Source organism: uncultured Roseobacter sp., from assembly GCF_947491795.1.
GTDB lineage: Bacteria > Pseudomonadota > Alphaproteobacteria > Rhodobacterales > Rhodobacteraceae > Roseobacter.
This window is the reverse complement of the sequence record NZ_CANLKW010000003.1, coordinates 800043-817493: the sequence shown is the minus strand read 5'-3', so window position 1 is coordinate 817493 and position 17451 is coordinate 800043. Positions and strand designations below refer to the sequence as shown.

16 protein-coding genes are annotated in these 17451 nt (G+C 58.8%); 15 read left to right on the top strand and 1 reads right to left on the bottom strand.

Annotation, left to right across the window (positions count from 1 at the left end):
- The first annotated feature begins 42 nt into the window (after positions 1-42).
- The 15 genes from Q1A34_RS15765 (at position 43) to Q1A34_RS15695 (ending at position 16699) form a co-directional block, all read left to right on the top strand.
- Positions 43-1266 (top strand): acyl-CoA dehydrogenase, encoded by a 1224-nt coding sequence (locus Q1A34_RS15765; protein ID WP_300036193.1) that lies wholly within the window; start codon positions 43-45, stop codon positions 1264-1266.
- 455 nt (positions 1267-1721) lie between these two features.
- On the top strand, positions 1722-2777 hold the full coding sequence (locus tag Q1A34_RS15760; protein ID WP_300036190.1) for an ABC transporter ATP-binding protein: 1056 nt from the start codon (positions 1722-1724) through the stop codon (positions 2775-2777).
- Positions 2778-2860: 83 nt separating this feature from the next.
- Positions 2861-4081, top strand: coding sequence for an extracellular solute-binding protein (locus tag Q1A34_RS15755; protein WP_300036187.1), 1221 nt, complete (start codon positions 2861-2863; stop codon positions 4079-4081).
- A gap of 130 nt (positions 4082-4211) precedes the next feature.
- Positions 4212-5237 carry a carbohydrate ABC transporter permease gene (locus tag Q1A34_RS15750; RefSeq protein WP_300036184.1) on the top strand — a complete coding sequence of 342 codons (1026 nt, stop codon included), beginning with the start codon at positions 4212-4214 and terminating at the stop codon, positions 5235-5237.
- Positions 5237-6394 (top strand): carbohydrate ABC transporter permease, encoded by a 1158-nt coding sequence (locus tag Q1A34_RS15745; protein WP_300036181.1) that lies wholly within the window; start codon positions 5237-5239, stop codon positions 6392-6394. Before Q1A34_RS15750 ends, Q1A34_RS15745 begins: the two co-directional genes overlap by 1 nt.
- Positions 6395-6522: 128 nt before the next feature.
- A complete protein-coding gene (locus tag Q1A34_RS15740; protein ID WP_300036178.1) occupies positions 6523-7053 on the top strand; it encodes an ester cyclase in 531 nt (176 codons plus the stop codon).
- A 12-nt stretch (positions 7054-7065) separates the two neighbouring features.
- Positions 7066-8394, top strand: coding sequence for a histidinol dehydrogenase (gene hisD / locus Q1A34_RS15735; RefSeq protein ID WP_300036175.1), 1329 nt, complete (start codon positions 7066-7068; stop codon positions 8392-8394).
- A 6-nt stretch (positions 8395-8400) separates the two neighbouring features.
- Complete coding sequence (locus Q1A34_RS15730; RefSeq protein ID WP_300036172.1) at positions 8401-9408, top strand: ester cyclase; 1008 nt, start codon at positions 8401-8403, stop codon at positions 9406-9408.
- Positions 9405-10457 carry an ester cyclase gene (locus tag Q1A34_RS15725; protein ID WP_300036168.1) on the top strand — a complete coding sequence of 351 codons (1053 nt, stop codon included), beginning with the start codon at positions 9405-9407 and terminating at the stop codon, positions 10455-10457. The genes Q1A34_RS15730 and Q1A34_RS15725 overlap by 4 nt, the downstream gene beginning before the upstream one ends.
- Positions 10454-11215 carry an SDR family oxidoreductase gene (locus tag Q1A34_RS15720; protein WP_300036165.1) on the top strand — a complete coding sequence of 254 codons (762 nt, stop codon included), beginning with the start codon at positions 10454-10456 and terminating at the stop codon, positions 11213-11215. Before Q1A34_RS15725 ends, Q1A34_RS15720 begins: the two co-directional genes overlap by 4 nt.
- A 39-nt stretch (positions 11216-11254) precedes the next feature.
- Positions 11255-12262: a LacI family DNA-binding transcriptional regulator gene (locus Q1A34_RS15715; protein ID WP_300036162.1), complete on the top strand. Its 1008-nt coding sequence runs from the start codon at positions 11255-11257 to the stop codon at positions 12260-12262.
- 5 nt (positions 12263-12267) lie between these two features.
- Positions 12268-13236 carry a nuclear transport factor 2 family protein gene (locus Q1A34_RS15710; RefSeq protein WP_300036159.1) on the top strand — a complete coding sequence of 323 codons (969 nt, stop codon included), beginning with the start codon at positions 12268-12270 and terminating at the stop codon, positions 13234-13236.
- Between the two features lie 37 nt (positions 13237-13273).
- Positions 13274-14242, top strand: coding sequence for a cupin domain-containing protein (locus Q1A34_RS15705; RefSeq protein WP_300036156.1), 969 nt, complete (start codon positions 13274-13276; stop codon positions 14240-14242).
- A gap of 77 nt (positions 14243-14319) precedes the next feature.
- Positions 14320-15522 carry a hypothetical protein gene (locus Q1A34_RS15700; protein WP_300036153.1) on the top strand — a complete coding sequence of 401 codons (1203 nt, stop codon included), beginning with the start codon at positions 14320-14322 and terminating at the stop codon, positions 15520-15522.
- Positions 15523-15574: 52 nt separating this feature from the next.
- Positions 15575-16699: a cobalamin-independent methionine synthase II family protein gene (locus Q1A34_RS15695; protein ID WP_300036150.1), complete on the top strand. Its 1125-nt coding sequence runs from the start codon at positions 15575-15577 to the stop codon at positions 16697-16699.
- A gap of 264 nt (positions 16700-16963) precedes the next feature.
- Here Q1A34_RS15695 and Q1A34_RS15690 read toward each other — a convergent pair whose 3' ends face one another.
- Complete coding sequence (locus tag Q1A34_RS15690; protein WP_300036147.1) at positions 16964-17410, bottom strand: MarR family transcriptional regulator; 447 nt, start codon at positions 17408-17410, stop codon at positions 16964-16966.
- Positions 17411-17451: the final 41 nt, after the last annotated feature.

Here is a 17451-nt window from a genome sequence, read left to right as displayed (position 1 = left end):
CCCCAAACGCAAAACCTGCTGATTTCGTCGAAAGGAAAAGTCATGAATGCTGAAGCCCCGCTGCTCAAGGCCAAGGACGCACCTGATCTCGGTGCATTTGACTGGACCGATCCGCTGCGTCTCTCCGACCAGCTGGAAGAAGATGAACGCATGATCCGCGACAGCGCCCACGCGTATGCGCAGGAAAAGCTGCAACCCCGTGTTATCAGCGCCTTTGCTGATGAAACGACAGAGCCGGGCATTTTCCGCGAAATGGGCGACATGGGGTTGCTGGGGGTGACCTGCCCCGAGGAATATGGTGGGCTCGGTGGCTCTTACGTGTCGTACGGCCTCGTCGCGCGCGAGGTGGAGCGCGTTGATTCCGGTTACCGTTCCATGATGTCGGTACAGTCGAGCCTGGTGATCTATCCCATCTATGCCTACGGCTCGGAGGCGCAGCGCCGAAAATTTCTCCCCAAACTGTGCTCTGGTGAATGGATCGGGTGTTTTGGCCTCACGGAACCTGACGCTGGCTCCGACCCCGCCGGGATGAAAACGCGTGCCGAGAAGACGGCGAACGGCTACCGGCTGACCGGGTCCAAGATGTGGATTTCAAATGCACCGATCGCGGATGTCTTTGTCGTCTGGGCCAGGTCAGAAGAACACGGTGGGAAAATCCGCGGCTTTATTCTGGAAAAAGGCATGCCGGGGCTGACCGCGCCGAAAGTTGGCAACAAACTGTCGCTGCGCACCTCTGTGACAGGTGAGATCGTAATGGAAGGCGTGGAAGTGGGCGAGGACGCTCTGCTGCCCAATGTACAGGGCCTCAAAGGGCCATTCGGGTGCCTGAACCGTGCGCGTTACGGGATCAGCTGGGGCGCCATGGGTGCCGCCGAATTCTGCTGGCACGCGGCACGGCAATACGGGCTCGACAGGCACCAGTTCGGCAAACCTCTTGCCGGGACACAGCTTTTCCAAAAGAAACTGGCGGATATGATGACCGAGATTTCGCTGGGACTGCAGGCTTCGCTGCAGGTTGGCAGGCTGCTGGATGCTGCCAGTGCAGCACCAGAGATGATCAGCATTGTAAAACGTAACAACTGCGGAAAAGCGCTTGAGGTGGCACGTCACGCGCGGGATATGCACGGCGGCAATGGGATCTCGGGTGAATTCCAGGTCATGCGCCACATGATGAACCTTGAGACGGTCAATACCTACGAGGGCACGCATGACGTACATGCGCTGATCCTTGGGCGGGCACAGACCGGTATTCAGGCGTTTTTCTGACCTGCCGAGCGATCTGGTGGAGCGCGATGATTCGGGTGCAACCAGGTCTGTACCGGTAATCTGATCAGCTCGGAGCGTCGCCCGGTAACCCGGACGGCGCCTGAAAAACGGGCAGGTACCGGAACAGCCATGGCAAGTACTGCGCGGCAATTCCGGGCGCTTGATGGCACGGGTTCCACCTCAGGTTTTCCGAACCGCAGACGCCGCATCACCCGGGCACATTTTCCATAGTCTGTTGAGGTAATGTGATGGTACGGCCTAATTACGCTCTCCGCCACAACCTGGGGGGCTTTGCCACCTGAGTAATCTGAGATCAAGCTTCAGCAGCGGGTTGATTTTCCGCCCCTGCCGCTGATTTTTGCACACGTGTGCAAAAAAGCCTTGCCAACCGTTAACACCGTTGACTAGCGTTGGTTAACACCCGCAATCCGTGGGCTCGTGTCAGTGGGGGCAATATGGCCGAAATTCAACTGCGCAACGTCAACAAACGCTGGGGGAGCTTTGTCGGTGTCGATAACTTTGACCTGACAATCGAGGATCAGGAATTTCTGGTGCTGCTGGGCCCCTCAGGATGCGGCAAGACAACGACCATGCGCATGATCGCTGGGCTGGAAGATGCCACAGAAGGTGAGATCATAATTGACGGTCAGGTCGTCAACGATCTCGATCCGAAAGACCGCGATGTGGCGATGGTTTTCCAGTCTTATGGTCTCTACCCGAATATGAATGTGTACGAGAACATCCGGTTTCCGCTCAAGGTGCGCAAAGTGCCGGACAGCGAGCATGACGAACGTGTTCGCCGTGCCTCTGCGATGGTCGAGCTGGACGATTTCCTGCACCGCAAACCAGCCGAGCTTTCGGGCGGGCAGCGCCAGCGTGTGGCTCTGGCCCGTGCCATCGTGCGCGAGCCCAACGTGTTCCTCATGGACGAGCCGCTGTCCAACCTTGATGCCAAGCTGCGCGTTTCCACACGCGCCCAGATCAAGAACCTCAGCCACGAATTGAAAGTAACGACCGTATACGTAACGCACGACCAGATCGAGGCGATGACGCTTGCAGACCGCGTTGTGGTGATGAAGCAGGGTAAAGTGCAGCAGGTTGGTACACCCACCGACATCTACGACAATCCCGCCAACACATTTGTTGCCAGTTTTATTGGCAGCCCGGCGATGAACCTGATGGACGGCGACATCAGCAACGGGACTTTCACAGGCAAGAATGTAGAGATTTCGGGCCTTGCAGCGTCCGATGGCGCCGTCACGCTGGGGTTCCGCGCGGAGGATGCAACACTGGCAGAGGCGGGTCAGGGCCAGATCAACGCCCCCATCTACACCATCGAGCTGCTGGGCGATGCCACCATGCTGACAGTCAGGGCAGGCGGGCAGCTTGTCTCGGTGAAAGCGCACAAAGAATTCCGGGCGGAAATCGGGGACATGATCTCCTTTTCCGTACCGGTCAGCATCTGTCACCTGTTCGACAGGGACAGTGGGGCGCGGATCTCTGCGTCCTGAACAGATCACGTCCCCGGCAGGGGGCCAACAAAGGGTGCAGTCTTGCAAGATGCACCCGCGTAAACGCAACAGGGAGTTTGCATATGTTTTTGAAAAGAATTGCTCTGGCGGGCGCTGTCTCGCTGATGGGGAGCGCTGCTTTTGCAGCGTGTTCCTATGAAAATGAAGTGCCGCTGAAATCACTTTCGGCCGGGTTTGAAGCATGGAAAGCCGTGACAGATGCAATGGGCGAGTGCGGAAATTTCCAGGCTGAGCTGGATCAGGAATTCCGCACCAAACAGCCCGCGGCATTCGAGGCAAATCCCTCGCTCTACCAGATCGGTGGTGTTTCCAACGGAACAATCACGCCGCTTCTGAACGCGGGCACCATCCGCCCACTGGACGATCTGGTCGCCAAATATGGCCAGAACCTGAGCCCGAACCAGCTGATCCGCATCAACGGCGAAATCATGGCCGTGGCGATGATGGTGAACACACAGCACCTGATGTACCGCTCTGATATTCTGGCGGATCTGGGCATCGAAACACCCACGACATGGGATGAGGTTTTTGCTGCTGCGGACAAGATCCAAGAAGCCGGTGTTGTAGACTATCCGCTTGGTGCGACCATGAAATCCGGCTGGAACCTGGCCCAGGAATTCGTAAACATGTACCCAGGCCACGGTGGCAAATTCTTTAACGACGACAACACGACCGCCGTAAACTCAGACGCAGGTCTGGCGGCACTGGCGACCATGAAAAAGGCCATGGCTTACACCGATCCGGAAGTGCTGGTCAGCGACTCCACATATGTGCAGCAGCAGTTCCAGCAGGGCAAAATTGCCATGGCAAACCTCTGGGCCAGCCGTGCCGGTGCGATGAACGACGAAGCTGAAAGCCAGGTCGTTGGCAAGGTTGCAATGTCCGCGGCACCCCGGGCCGTGGCCGACGGTGCACCTGCTACAACGCTGTGGTGGGACGGTATCGTGATCGCGAAAAACATCACCGACGAAGAAGCGGATGCTGCGTTTCGCCTGGCGATGGAAGGTCTCGACAAGGAGATGGTCGAGAGTGCCAACGACGCGGCAATCTGGCTGGTGAACGGCTATTCACCGACGGACATCGCAAAGGGTGCGATTGAAACGGCAACTGCCAATCCTGCGCCTCCGGCCTATCCCTCTACGACGCAGATGGGCCTGCTGCACACGGCACTGGGCAACGTGCTGCCGTCCTTCCTGACAGGCGAACAGGACGCTGCGGCGACGCTTGCGGCAATTGAGGAAGCCTACACCACATCGGCCAAAGAAGCCGGTGTGCTGAAGTAAGACATACCGCCGGCCGGGATGTCCCGGCCGGCGTCGCCAACCCGGGGCGTTCTGCGAAACCAGACCATGGGCTGGTTTTGCAAAACTGCCCGGATGATTTGCAAACCGTGCTGCCGCAAGGAGTAACCCCATGAAGTTCAAGACATTTGCAGCCTTTGTCGGCCCGTCGGTCTTTATGATGATACTCTTTATCGCGGCACCGCTTATCAGCGTGTTCATTCAGAGCTTTCAGGTGACCCAACCGATCCTCCAGCAGGTTGAGGTAGAGACCTGCACGCCTGGGTTTCTGACACAAACCTGCACGACCGAGATCAAGACGGTGCCAATCCTCGGTGAGGATGGCAAAACCATGACGCAGACATCATGGGTGGGTTTGCAAAGCTACAAGAACGTTTTGCAAATGGACAAGGTCTGGGCGGCGATTGGCAATGGCAGCTGGAATGAGATCATGCAGATCGATTTCTGGAAGGCATTGCGGTTCACGCTTTCCTTTACGCTTCTGACCCTGCCGCTCGTCGTCGGAGTGGGGCTTGCCATAGCACTTGCGGTGAACAATGCGGCGCGGGCTATCCGCGGACCGATCATCTTTATTTCGTTGCTGCCGTTCATCATCACCCCGGTGATCGGGTCGCTGTCGATTTACTGGCTGTTTGTCGGTGACGGCATTCTGACCGCGATGATGGAACGCTGGACCGGCACAAATATCTCGATGTTTGCACAGGCCTGGACGATCGAACTGCTGATGTATTTCTATCGCGTCTGGCATGTCGCCCCATTTGCTTTTGTGATCTTTTACGCGGGCCTGCAAACCGTCAACATGGATACTCTGGAGTCAGCGGTGATTGACGGTGCCAGCCGCTGGGAACGCCTGCGCCACGTGATTGTGCCGCATCTGATGCCGCTCATCATTTTCATCGCCCTCATTCACCTGATGGATTGCTACCGTGTGTTCGAAGAGATTGTCGGTTTCCGCAGTCAGGCGCATGTCATTTCGCTGCAATGGCTGACCTATGACTTCATGACACCGGATGACGCCGGCAACCGGGCGATCAGCCGTGCCTCGGCCTCGGCCATGCTGACCATGATCGGGATCGTCTTTCTGCTGATCCTGCCACTGCGCCGCACATGGCGTGACCACAAAGGGAGCGCACACTGATGTCTACGCCCAAAGCCATGCAGCAGTCATTCGCACTGCGGTTTTCTTCCGGCGCTTTCCTTGCCTTCTGGTGCCTGCTTGCGGCCTTTCCGATCTTCTGGATCGCCGTGATGAGCTTCAAATCGCCTGTTGACGCCTTTGCCGACAGTCCCTGGGACGTGATCACGGGCCCGGCGACCCGGGCCGCAGGGCACGGCCTGTCGGTGATTGACATCATTGCGGGTCTCGCTGTCCTTTACTTTGCCATTCGCTGGGCTTTCACGCGCCTGCCCGGGCTTGTGCAGCAGTACTGCCCGCCATCGCTGATTGTGCTGGGGTGGGTCTTTGGTGCCGTTTTATACGCTGTTGCATTTGTACTGATCTTCTTTGGCCTGCTGCCGCTGGTGCTCGGTGCACTGAACAGCCTGCTGGGGCCTCTGGGAACACCCGTGCTCGGCCTGACCACCGAACACTATGTGTCTGTCTGGGCAGAGAATGAGTTTTACCGGAACTTCCTGAACTCAATGCTGGTGACGGCAGGCGTCGTGACCATTTCGCTGACGGTGGGCACACTGGCCGGATATGGCCTTGCACGGTCGGGCTCTGATCTGGCTTTCTGGCTGCTGATCCTGGCCCTTGTATTCCGTGCTCTGCCACACTCTGTGCTCGTCGCGGGCTACCTGCCGGTTTTTATCAATTCCAGCGAAATCCTGCGGCCCATCCTCGGCGATGGTGCGCCCACGCTCTATGGCCAGCCCTGGGCGGTGATTGCGGCGCTGGTCGCCATCAACCAGCCATTCACCATTTGGATGTTGCGCAGCTTCTTTCAGAACATTCCGGCCGAGCTTGATGAGGCCGCCCGCGTTGATGGATGCAGCCATTTCCAGGCTTTCCGACGGGTGATTATGCCGGTGATGTGGCCGGGCGTTATCACGACAGGTCTTTTCAGCTTCCTGCTGGGCTACAACGATTTTCTTGTAACGTCGCTGCTCCTTGATGCGCAGAACCAGACGATGGTGCCGGCCATTGCAGGTTACTTTAACCGCGAAACCACCACGACCGATCAGGTCGAGGCTGTGGCCGCTGCGGTCTCTATCACAGCACCGCTTTTCCTGCTGGTCATGGTATTCCAGCGGCAGATTGTGAGCGGTCTGACAGCAGGGGCGGTGAAGGGCTGATGAGCAGAAACGCCAGATCAGGGCGGATGCAGCGCCACCCGGCACTGAACAGGATGCCCCGCGATTTCATCGGTGGGACACGCGGATAAGCAACGCGTTCCCAACCTGATGAAGAAAGGAGGGTCCGGATGAAGGGCTCCAGACCAGAACAGGCCGTGCTGAGCAAAGACACGGACATGAGCAAGACAGACGAAACCCGCGCCGTGATCGAAGGCATGGTGGACGGGCTCAACGATCATCGCATCGACGATATCGGATCGTTTTTTGCCGAAAGTTTCCGCTGGATGGGCAATCAGGGCTGCGGCACGAAAAACGGTCTGCGCGAATTCCAGGACAACTGGCAGCGCCCTTTTCAGGCGGCGTTTTCCGACAAGGTCTGTGTGGATGAGGCGCGTCTCTATATGGGCGAATGGGCAGCCGCCTTTGGCCGCCAGGAAGCAACCCATTCCGGCACTTTTATGGGGATCGCACCGACCGGCAGGCGGGTTGAGATCCGCTACATGGATTTCTGGAAAGTAGAAGAGGGGAAGATCACCGACAACTGGGTGATGGTGGATTTCCCGCATGTGCTGGCCCAGCTGGGTCATGATGTTTTCGGAGGCGAAGGCTGGGAGGCCTTTGATCGCGGCGAGAAAACCCCGCCGCGCCCCGGTCAGTGAGGAGCAGGAAGAATGGCAATTGAGTATCTCAAGCGCGGCAAATCGGATGCAGAACGCGCGGATGATGATGCAAAGACCCGCGCGGCGGTCGAAAGCACGCTGGCAGATATCGAAGCCCGCGGCGACGCGGCTTTGCGCGAACTGAGCGAGAAATTTGACAACTACTCGCCAGCTTCCTTTCGACTGAGCCAGGAAGAGATCGACGCGCTGATTGCGCAGCTCAGCCCGCAGGAGCTGCACGATATCGAATTTGCCCAGGCGCAGGTCCGCAACTTTGCCCAGGCGCAGCGCGACAGCATGCTGGATATCGAGGTCGAGACGATGCCAGGCGTGATCCTTGGCCACAAAAACATCCCCGTGCAATCCGTGGGGTGCTATGTGCCGGGCGGCAAATTCCCCATGGTCGCCTCGGCGCATATGTCCGTGGCGACGGCCAGCGTGGCCGGTGTGCCGCGCATCATCGCCTGCACGCCGCCGTTTAAGGGCAAGCCAAACCCCGCGGTCATCGCCGCCATGCATCTGGGTGGTGCGCATGAGATTTATGTCATGGGGGGCATCCAGGCCGTGGGCGCCATGGCCATCGGCACCGAAACGATTGAGCCGGTGCATATGCTGGTGGGGCCGGGGAACGCCTTTGTCGCCGAGGCCAAGCGGCAGCTTTTTGGCCGTGTGGGCATCGACCTTTTCGCGGGCCCGACCGAGACGATGGTCATCGCCGACGAGACCGTAGACGCCGAGATGTGCGCGACCGACCTGCTGGGCCAGGCCGAGCACGGATATAACTCTCCCGCTGTGCTGCTGACCAATTCGCGCAGGCTGGCCGATGAAACCCTGGCCGAGATCGACCGTATTCTGACCATTCTGCCCACGGCTGAAACGGCGCGGGTCAGCTGGGACGAATATGGCGAGGTTATCCTGTGCGACACCTGGGAGGAGATGCTGCAGGTGGCCGACGATATCGCGTCAGAGCACGTGCAGGTCATGACAGAACGCGACGACTGGTTCCTCGATAACATGACCTGTTACGGCGCGCTTTTCCTTGGGCCCCGCACCAATGTGGCGAACGGTGACAAGGTGATCGGGACAAACCACACGCTGCCAACCAAAAAGGCCGGTCGGTATACCGGCGGGCTCTGGGTGGGTAAGTTCCTCAAAACCCACAGCTATCAGAAAGTGACGACCGATCAGGCCGCCGCCGAGATCGGCGCCTATGGCTCGCGGCTCTGTATGCTTGAGGGGTTCGTGGGGCACGCCGAGCAGTGCAACCTCCGGGTCCGTCGCTATGGCGGTGTGAATGTGCCTTACGGCGAAGGTGCACCGGCAAAAGCGGCGGCGGAGTAACTGCCGGTGGACAAAAACCAGCGAAACAAGCAGACGGCGCTGCGACTGTGGTCTCTGCTGGACAGAGACCCCGCCGCGGCACTGTCGATGCTGGAACATCTGTCGCACTGGCAGGGGCCGGAGCCTTTCGGGCGGATGAACACAGCGGCAGAGGTGACAGAAACCGTGTTCGCGCCACTGCGGGAGGCGATCCCGGATCTGGCCCGCGAGACACATATCCTGATGGGCGGGCAGTCCTCTGCGCATGAGAGCGGGGAGGGTGACGGCGCATGGTGGGTTGCAGGGACGGGATACTACACCGGTGGGGCGGCAAAGCCTGCTTTTGGCATTCCGGCAACCGGTCACGATCTGCGGATCCGGTGGGGTGAATTTCTGTGCTTTGATGCCGGGGGCGCGATCATCCGGGCGCAGACCATTTGGGATTTTGTGGACTGGTTTGACCAGATCGGTCTGCCGGTTTTGCCTGCACCGCGTGGGGCCGCGCATGTTTATCCCGCGCCCACCGCATATGATGGCGTGCTGACAGGGCATCAGAACCTCGATGAGACACGGCAGACACTGGCGTTTGGCCGCAACTTTATTTTCGGCGGGCTGAACAGCTTTGACGAGAACGACCTGTCCAGTATGGGAATGGCCCGGTTCTTTCACCCGAACGTCAAATGGTACGGGCCCGGTGGCATAGGCGCCTGCATGTCGTTGAAAGAATTTGAGGTTTATCACCAGCAGCCCTGGCTCATTGCCTTTCCGGACCGCAAGGTCATGCACCTGGAAAGCCTCTTTGCCGAAGACAGGTTGCTGGCGGCCTCGGGCCCGATGGGGGTCGTCGGATCGCACGGGGGCACCTATCTTGGGCATGCGGCGACGGGCAGTCCGATTGAAGTTTCAGGCCTCGATTTCTGGCTGCGCACAGGTGGTCAGTTCACGGAAAACTGGGTTTTCGTGGATATGGTGCATCTCTTTGCGCAGATGGGCGTCGATCTTTTTGCCAGGATGCACGCGCAGGTAAATACATGACGACCGACAGACATACCCGAAACAAAGAACTGATCGCGCCGCTGCGGGCGGCACTGTATGATTTCGAGCCGGATGTGCTGCGCCGGGTTCTGCATGACATATGCGCACCGGATGCGGTGTTTCATCTGGCTTTTCCCTTTGAAACCATCCGTGGTGTCGACGCCTATGTCGAAGGTGCCTACATGCCGCTGCTGCGTGCTGTGCCTGATCTGGAACGCCGCGATTTTATCGTCATGGCGGGTCCGACGCCCGAAGGTGCTGACTGGGTCGGATGCGGTGGTTACTATTGCGGAACATTTGCCGCGCCCTGGCTCGACGTTCCCGCCACCGGTCACATGATGCACCTGCGGTTTCACGAGTTTTACAGGGTCGAAGACGGGCGCATTACCGAAATGCAGGCGCTCTGGGACATTCCCGAAGTGATGATGCAGGCGGGTGCCTGGCCGATGAGCCCGTCGCTGGGGCGCGAATGGCATGTCCCTGGCCCTGCCACCTGTGACGGGCTGGTTCCGGGCCCATCAGACGAAGCAGCCGCCATGCGCTCCTGTGAGCGTATTGTCGATATGCTCAGCCACATGAAAAAACATCCCTCAAAAGGCGGGCCGGAGGTCATGGAAATGGACCGGTTCTGGCACCCGAAGATGTCTTGGTACGGACCCTCGGGTATTGGGACAGGGCGTGGCGTCAGCGGCTTTCGCAACTGGCATCAGATCCCGTTCCTGAATGCGATGCCCGACCGTGGCCAGTACCTTGATGAGATCGAATATCATTTCTTTGGTGATCGCAATTACGCCGCTGTAACGGGCTGGCCCAATATGGTGCAGTCGATCACAGAAGGTGGCTGGCTGGGGATCGCGCCACCGGACAAAAAGATCACGATGCGCAGTCTGGACTTCTGGCGCCTCGAAGATGGCCGCATTCGCGAAAACTGGGTCATGGTCGATCTGTTGCACATGTATGATCAGATCGGGGTCGACGTACTGGCCCGTATGCGGGAGTTTAACAAGGCAAGACATGGGTTTGATCCCGAAACCGGAGCAGCGCTGTGAGCAACCTACCCAGAACACCCGCATTCGATCTGACCGGCAGGCGCGCGCTTGTCACCGGCGCATCATCCGGCATCGGGCTGGGATGCGCCGTTGCCCTGGCAGAGGCCGGTGCGCATGTGGTCTGTGCCGCCCGGCGGCCCGGTCCGCTGGAGGAAGCCGTCGGGGCCATGGCATCCGCTGGTCTTTCTGCAGAAGCCTTGCCGCTTGACCAGACGGATCTTGTTACACTGGCGGATGTGTTTGAGCAGCCCTTTGATGTGGTGATTAATTCGGCAGGCCTCGCGCGTCACTCGGCCGCGGTGGAGACGACGCCCGACGACTATGACGCCGTGATGAACGTCAACCTGCGCAGCGCGTATTTTTTGTCTGCATATGCGGCGGATGCGCTGATGAAAGCAGGAAAGCTTGGATCCATCATTCATATCTCCAGTCAGATGGGGCACGTGGGTGGTGTGGACCGTGCTGTCTACTGCGCCTCAAAACATGCGCTCGAAGGCATGGTGAAATCTATGGCGATTGAGTGGGGCAAATCGGGTGTTCGCATCAATACGATCTGTCCCACATTTATCCGCACACCGCTCAGCCAGGTCACTTTTGACAATCCGGAACGGCTCGCCTGGATCATGGACAAAATCAAACTCCCGCGTGTCGGAGAGGTCGAGGATGTAATGGGTGCTGCTGTATTTCTGGCATCAGACGCCTCTGCTATGGTGACAGGCACGTCCATGCTGATCGACGGCGGCTGGACCGCCGGATGATGGTACCGCAGCGGCACATAAAACGGCGGGGCCCCTTTCATGGGTAAGGTGACCTCTCTGGAAGTGGCCGAAAAAGCCGGGGTCAGCCGTTCGGCTGTCAGCCGTGTGTTTACACCGGGTGCATCGGTCAGCAAGCGGACCGCGGACAAGGTACGCCAGGCCGCAGCGCAGCTTGGCTATCGCCCGAATGTCCTGGCCCGCTCGCTGATCACCGGCCGCAGCCGCATCATCGGGCTCGTGGTCGCCTATCTGGAAAACCAGTTCTACCCTGAAGCAATTGAGCGACTGTCCAAAGCGCTTCAGGCCGAAGGGTATCACGTGCTCGTATTCATGGCGTCCAATGATCACGAGGCAACGCAGAGCGTGATCGACGAGTTGCTGGACTATCAGGTGGATGCGATCGTCGCGGCTTCTGTTGGCCTGTCGAATGATCTGACTGATCGCTGCGAAGGTCTGGGCATCCCGATTGTGCTTTTCAACCGCCACCAGTACGACGACCGGCTGTCCAGCGTCACCTCTGACAATGTTGCGGGTGGCCGCAAACTGGCAGAGTTTCTGGTCGCGGGCGGGCACCGGCGGATTGCGCATATCGCCGGTTGGGAAGGTGCCTCGACACAGATCGACCGTGAAACCGGGTTTGTCGCAGGGCTCAAAGACGCCGGTCAGACACTTTATGCGCGGGCGGCGGGTGATTTTAACTTTGAAAAGGCCCGCGCCGCTGCGCGCGAAATGTTCTCGGGTACAGAACGGCCCGACGCCGTATTCGTCGCCAACGACCATATGGCCTTTGCCGTTATGGATGTTCTGCGCTTCGAGCTGGGGCTCCGAGTGCCGCAAGACGTATCAGTTGTGGGGTATGATGATGTGGCACTGGCCTGCTGGCCCAGCTATGACCTGACGACAGTACGCCAGCCCGCCAACCGTATGGTCGCCGAGACGGTCAGCGTTCTGCTGGACCGCTTGTCAGACCGGGAAACGGCACCGAGGCGCATTGCGCTGGACGGTCCGCTGATGATCCGCGGCTCTGCCCGCACAGCAAAGGAATAATGCCCGTGAAAGGTTTCGATCCGAAATTCAGGGATTTCCCCGACTACATTATCGGGATCACCAAAGAGATCTGGGAAGATCGCGGTATTGCGACACTGCACCGGTACTACTCAGAAGATATCGTGGTGCGCACGCCTGCTTCGGTGGTCATCGGCAACCAGAATGTCATTGGTGCGACCATGGCGACACTGGCAGAGTTTCCGGACCGGACCCTTTTGGGAGAGGACGTGATCTGGTCGGGCACGCCGGAGGAGGGGATGCTGTCATCCCACAGGCTGCTGAGTACCGCGACCCATGCGCGGGATGGTGTCTACGGCAAGGCCACCGGCAAGCCGCTGGTCTACCGCATTCTGGCGGACTGTCATGCCATCAATAACCAGATCAACGATGAATGGCTGATCCGGGATCAGGGGGCGATTGTCCGGCAGCTGGGTGTGGACCCCAGGCAGTATGCCGCTGATCTGATCGAAAAAGAGGGTGGCCCGGAGAAATGTGTGCAGCCTCTGAGCCCGGCAAATGATCAGCCCGGCCCTTACAAAGGGCGCGGCAATGACAATGAGTGGGGCCAGAAACACGCGGATATCCTGACCCGGATCATGGGTGCTGATATGGCCGCCATCCCCGCAGAGTATGACCGCGCAGTTCATGCCCAGTATCCCGGGGGCATGAGTGTGCACAGCCATCCGGCGGTTGATCAGTTCTGGATGGGGCTGCGTGCTTCTTTTCCGGATGCTGAGTTCCGCATTGATCACCAGATCGGACGTGACGATCCGCTGATGCCGCCCCGAGCAGCGCTTCGCTGGTCTCTGACCGGAAAACACAGCGGCTGGGGCACGTTCGGGGCACCGACCGGAGCGGATATCTATCTGCTGGGCATCTGCCACGCCGAATTCGGGCCCTGGGGTCTGCGACGCGAATACGTGATCTACGACGAAACGGCGATCTGGAAACAGATCATGCTGCAAACCGGCTGAACGGCCGGATGACCTGAACCGCACTGAGAGAGATGACATGACACCCGCCGAAATGGAATCCCGCATCGTCCGATATGGCGATCTGAAACCCTGCAAGACCGCCTTTATTGATGCGCATACGCCAGGCAGTGACCAGAAAGAAAACTTTACGATTATCGGTGGCGGCGTTTCAGAGAGCCCGGATCAGCACGTACACATCGCTGTTCCCCACGGCTTCAACATCGGTGCCGCAGGCCAGCCGCCAAGATGTCGTAACAGTCTGCACAGTCACCGGACGGCTGAGGTGTTCTTTGTTCTGTCCGGGCGCTGGCGCTTTTTCTGGGGCCGGTGGGGCGATGCGGGCGAAGTCATTCTGGAGCAGGGTGATATTATCAACATTCCAACGGGCATTTTTCGGGGGTTTGAGAACATCGGCCAGGACTATGGGATGATCATGGCGATCCTGGGGGGCGACGACGCCGGTGGTGGCGTGATCTGGGCTCCGCAGGTGATAAAGGACGCGCAGGCCCATGGGCTCGTGCTGTCAGAACAGGGCAAGCTCTACGACAGCAAAAAAGGCGAGGCACTGCCAGAGGGCGTGGGGCCCATGCCGGTCCTGACAGACGAGGAGCTGAAATCTTACCCTGAACGCTCAGCCCGCGATGTGGTTCCGGGGTATGTTGCCCGCTACTGGGATATGGTCGCGCTGGCCGACAAAAAGCCGGTAAAGGTAATCGGGGCAGAGGGCATTCTGCGCGACCGTCCGGGGTTTGAAGTTGATTTTGTCACGCGCGGTTCCTCGGTCCGGACAATGCACAGTCATGACCGGCCATCTGTGCTCATGCCGGTTCAGGGCCATTGGCACGTAACCTGGGAAGGCGGCAGCACAACCCTGGCCCCGGGGGATACGATGTCTGTGCCCGAAAATCTGATGCACACGGCCTTCCCCTCGATGACCGGAGCAGCAGGTCTGTATCATATCGTAGCGACAGACGACCCGGCAGGTGCGACCTGGACAGAAAAATGAACGTAGTTCACGAAAAGTCTTGATCGGCGCCATGACATCAGTTATCTGAATTGTGAACAATGTTCACGAGGTAAGAAATGTATACGATAGCTGACACAGACATGCTGGTCGAAGAGAGCGTGATTTCGGAAAAGGCCGCCGGCATCATCAAAGAAAGGGCGCGCGGTGCAATGGTCGCGCTGGCCATTAACGCCGTTCTTTGTACAGGTATTCTGTTTGCAACTTTCGGACTGATATTCTGGCTGGCAGATGCCTTTGCCGTTGCGGTATCCGGTCTGATCCTGGTGACCGCCGGTGCGCTGGTTCTGCGCAAAGGAGCGTTGCTTTATGCAATGTTCGGCAATGCGGCAGCACTGATCGGTGCGGGTATGCTGATTGGCGGTGCCGGGTTCGAGCTGACGGAAAACTTCAGGTATATTGCCGGTCCGGTTATGGCACTGGCGGGGGCGGTGCTGGTCTGTCTTGCGGCGTGGGCGCGCGCAGGCCGGCACGTCAGCACAGCATTTCTGAGCGGGTCGGTCATGCTTATGGCTCTGGCGCTGCATCTGACCGGAGCGGGTTTCATGGTCTGGGACGCGGAAATGTCCGGCCTGCCGGTCTCGGCCTTCTGGCTCTATTGTGCTGTGCTTGTTGCCGGGGCCGGGTGGCTGACAAACGTGCGGCTGGTTTCAGCACTCGCGATTGTTCCTTTCGCCCAGATGCTCGACACGGGAACTCTCTATTTCCATGCGGCATATGTTTTTTATTCACCCGAGGCGACGCTCTCCATTCTGCAGATGACCCTGCTTATCGTGACCATGCTCTGGCTTGCACAACGGATGCCCGAGCGGCTGGCCCGGCATGCGCGCATCCATGTGATGATGGGGTTTGTTGTGGCGAACCTCTGCGCTCTGGTTGGCAGCCTTTGGGGGGATGTTGTCGGCGAAACCGTCTGGGGGCCTGGTGCGCGGTGGTCAAACAGGGGGCTTGCCTATCAGGAATGGTCTGACCTTGTTACGGCTTTCCGCGCCAGCGCTCTGGTCATCAGCGAACACGTTTTCACAATCCTCTGGGCCGTGGCTCTGGCGGGGATCATGTTTGTGGCCGCGCATAAAAATCAGCGGGGACTGTTCAACGCGGCGGTGACCTTTGCAGGTATTCATGCCTATACACAGATGTTCGAGACCTTTTATAGTGAGCCACTGGCCTATGTCATTGGCGGGTTTGCAGCCATACCGCTGGCCTGGGGAATGTGGCGCCTGAACATATGGTTTCTGCAGCGGTCGCCCGCGCAGGCCTGAGACAAATACCGGATCCGCGATGGCGCGGGTCCGGACCAGCAAGGAGAACGACATGGTTAGAACTACACACGTAGGCAGCCTGCCGCGGACGCAGGACGTCGTGGATTTTATCTTTGCGCGCGAGCGGGAGGAGCCGTTTGACCAACAGGCATTTGATGCAGCTATGACCGCTGCCGTATCCGAAACGGTGCGCCGACAGGTCGAAGCGGGCGTTGACATCGTCAGTGACGGTGAGACCTCCAAAATCTCCTATGCCACATACGTTAAGGACCGCTACACCGGGTTTTCCGGAGACAGCAAACGCAATGCCCCTGCTGATCTCAAGCAGTTTCCATCGTTTCTGAAACGTCTTGCCGACGAGGGTGGTACACCGCAATACGCGCGCCCGATGTGCACCGGGGAAGTGCGCTCAAAAGGCCAGGGGGAGCTGGAAAAAGACATAGCCAACCTCAGGGCGGGCATGAAGGAACATGGCGCTGAACGCGGCTTTATGAATGCGGCCAGTCCGGGTGTGATCTCTCTGTTTTTGCAAAACGAACACTATGCAACCCGCGATGCCTATCTGGCCGCTCTCGCCGATGCCATGCGCGCGGAATACGAGACCATTGTCGCTGCCGGTCTTGATCTGCAGCTGGACTGCCCCGATCTCGCCCTGTCGCGCCACATGCTGTTCAATGATCTCAGCGATGCAGAGTTTCTCAAAATCGCGGCCGGCCATGTCGAGGCGCTGAACCACGCTCTGGCCAATGTGCCCGAAGAGCGGGTGCGCATCCATATCTGCTGGGGCAATTACGAGGGCCCGCATACCTGTGACATCGGCATGGACAAAGTGTTCGAGACGCTGATGTCCGCGCGTGCGCGTTATGTCCTCTTTGAGACCTCAAACCCGCGTCACGCGCATGAGTGGACGGTGTTCCGTGACCGCAAAGCGGATATTCCGGAAGGCAAGGTGCTGGTGCCCGGGGTGGTGGATACGACAACCAATTTTGTGGAACATCCCGAAGTGGTGGTCCAGCGGATCGAACGGTTTACGGGTATCGTCGGCGCTGATCGGGTGATCGCGGGATCTGATTGCGGCTTTGGCACTTTTGCCGGATTTGGCGCGGTTGATCCGGAGATCGCCTATGCGAAGCTTGCGGCGCTTTCAGAAGGCGCGCGTCTGGCGTCGGCCAGGTAAGAACAGGCGACCGTCGGGATTGCTGTAGGGATCATCGACTGGGAAATCCCGGGACATAGTCCGGGAAGTTTAGGCGAACTGTGCCCGGATTGTTTGGAAAGCTACAACGCACCACCCGGCCAGTGCCGTTCTGACCGGGAAAACCAGACGATGGTTGGGAGGCATCGGGCCGGTGCAGGAAAAGCCTGTGGTGCGCGTTGTGGTGGCGTCGGCCATAACTGGCTGGTGGGGGGCGCTTGTTTGGCCATCAACTCCACCTTGATGTCAGGCCAGCGTATCTCCCGTCCCGGCCATCAAACGACGCAGCATGAAGGCGAACTGATCTGTCTCAGCCTCCTCCAGGCGATCCTTGAACAGATAGCCCGCACGTTTGGAAAAGGTCGCAAGAGCGTCAGACAGTTTTTCCCTGCCTGCGTCTGTGGCGACCACAAAAACCAGCCTCGCATCACGCTCATCGGTCTCCCGGCCGACCAGGCCAATTTTCTCCATTGGAGCCGCCATGCGCGTGATCGTTGATGCGCTGACGTGCATCCGTTTGGCGAGATCGACGCGGGACAGGCGATTGGCCGTTGCACGCTCCAGATGGAGCAGCAGAATAAATTCGTTCACAGAAATACCGTGAACAGACGAAAACTCGCTGGCCAGTCCGGCCCGGAAGTCGTCTGCGACCTGGAGCAGGCGAAGTGCGTTGGTTGTGTGTTGATCAGTCATAGAGTTTATCTATTGCGAATCGATTGCGTATGCAAGCATAT

Excerpts from the sequence above, each read along its gene's own strand:
- Q1A34_RS15765 (WP_300036193.1), top strand. The coding sequence starts at position 43 with ATGAATGCTGAAGCCCCGCTGCTCAAGGCCAAGGACGCACCTGATCTC.
- Q1A34_RS15760 (WP_300036190.1), top strand. The coding sequence starts at position 1,722 with ATGGCCGAAATTCAACTGCGCAACGTCAACAAACGCTGGGGGAGCTTT.
- Q1A34_RS15755 (WP_300036187.1), top strand. The coding sequence starts at position 2,861 with ATGTTTTTGAAAAGAATTGCTCTGGCGGGCGCTGTCTCGCTGATGGGG.
- Q1A34_RS15750 (WP_300036184.1), top strand. The coding sequence starts at position 4,212 with ATGAAGTTCAAGACATTTGCAGCCTTTGTCGGCCCGTCGGTCTTTATG.
- Q1A34_RS15745 (WP_300036181.1), top strand. The coding sequence starts at position 5,237 with ATGTCTACGCCCAAAGCCATGCAGCAGTCATTCGCACTGCGGTTTTCT.
- Q1A34_RS15740 (WP_300036178.1), top strand. The coding sequence starts at position 6,523 with ATGAAGGGCTCCAGACCAGAACAGGCCGTGCTGAGCAAAGACACGGAC.
- hisD (WP_300036175.1), top strand. The coding sequence starts at position 7,066 with ATGGCAATTGAGTATCTCAAGCGCGGCAAATCGGATGCAGAACGCGCG.
- Q1A34_RS15725 (WP_300036168.1), top strand. The coding sequence starts at position 9,405 with ATGACGACCGACAGACATACCCGAAACAAAGAACTGATCGCGCCGCTG.
- Q1A34_RS15715 (WP_300036162.1), top strand. The coding sequence starts at position 11,255 with ATGGGTAAGGTGACCTCTCTGGAAGTGGCCGAAAAAGCCGGGGTCAGC.
- Q1A34_RS15705 (WP_300036156.1), top strand. The coding sequence starts at position 13,274 with ATGACACCCGCCGAAATGGAATCCCGCATCGTCCGATATGGCGATCTG.
- Q1A34_RS15700 (WP_300036153.1), top strand. The coding sequence starts at position 14,320 with ATGTATACGATAGCTGACACAGACATGCTGGTCGAAGAGAGCGTGATT.
- Q1A34_RS15695 (WP_300036150.1), top strand. The coding sequence starts at position 15,575 with ATGGTTAGAACTACACACGTAGGCAGCCTGCCGCGGACGCAGGACGTC.
- Q1A34_RS15690 (WP_300036147.1), bottom strand. The coding sequence starts at position 17,410 with ATGACTGATCAACACACAACCAACGCACTTCGCCTGCTCCAGGTCGCA.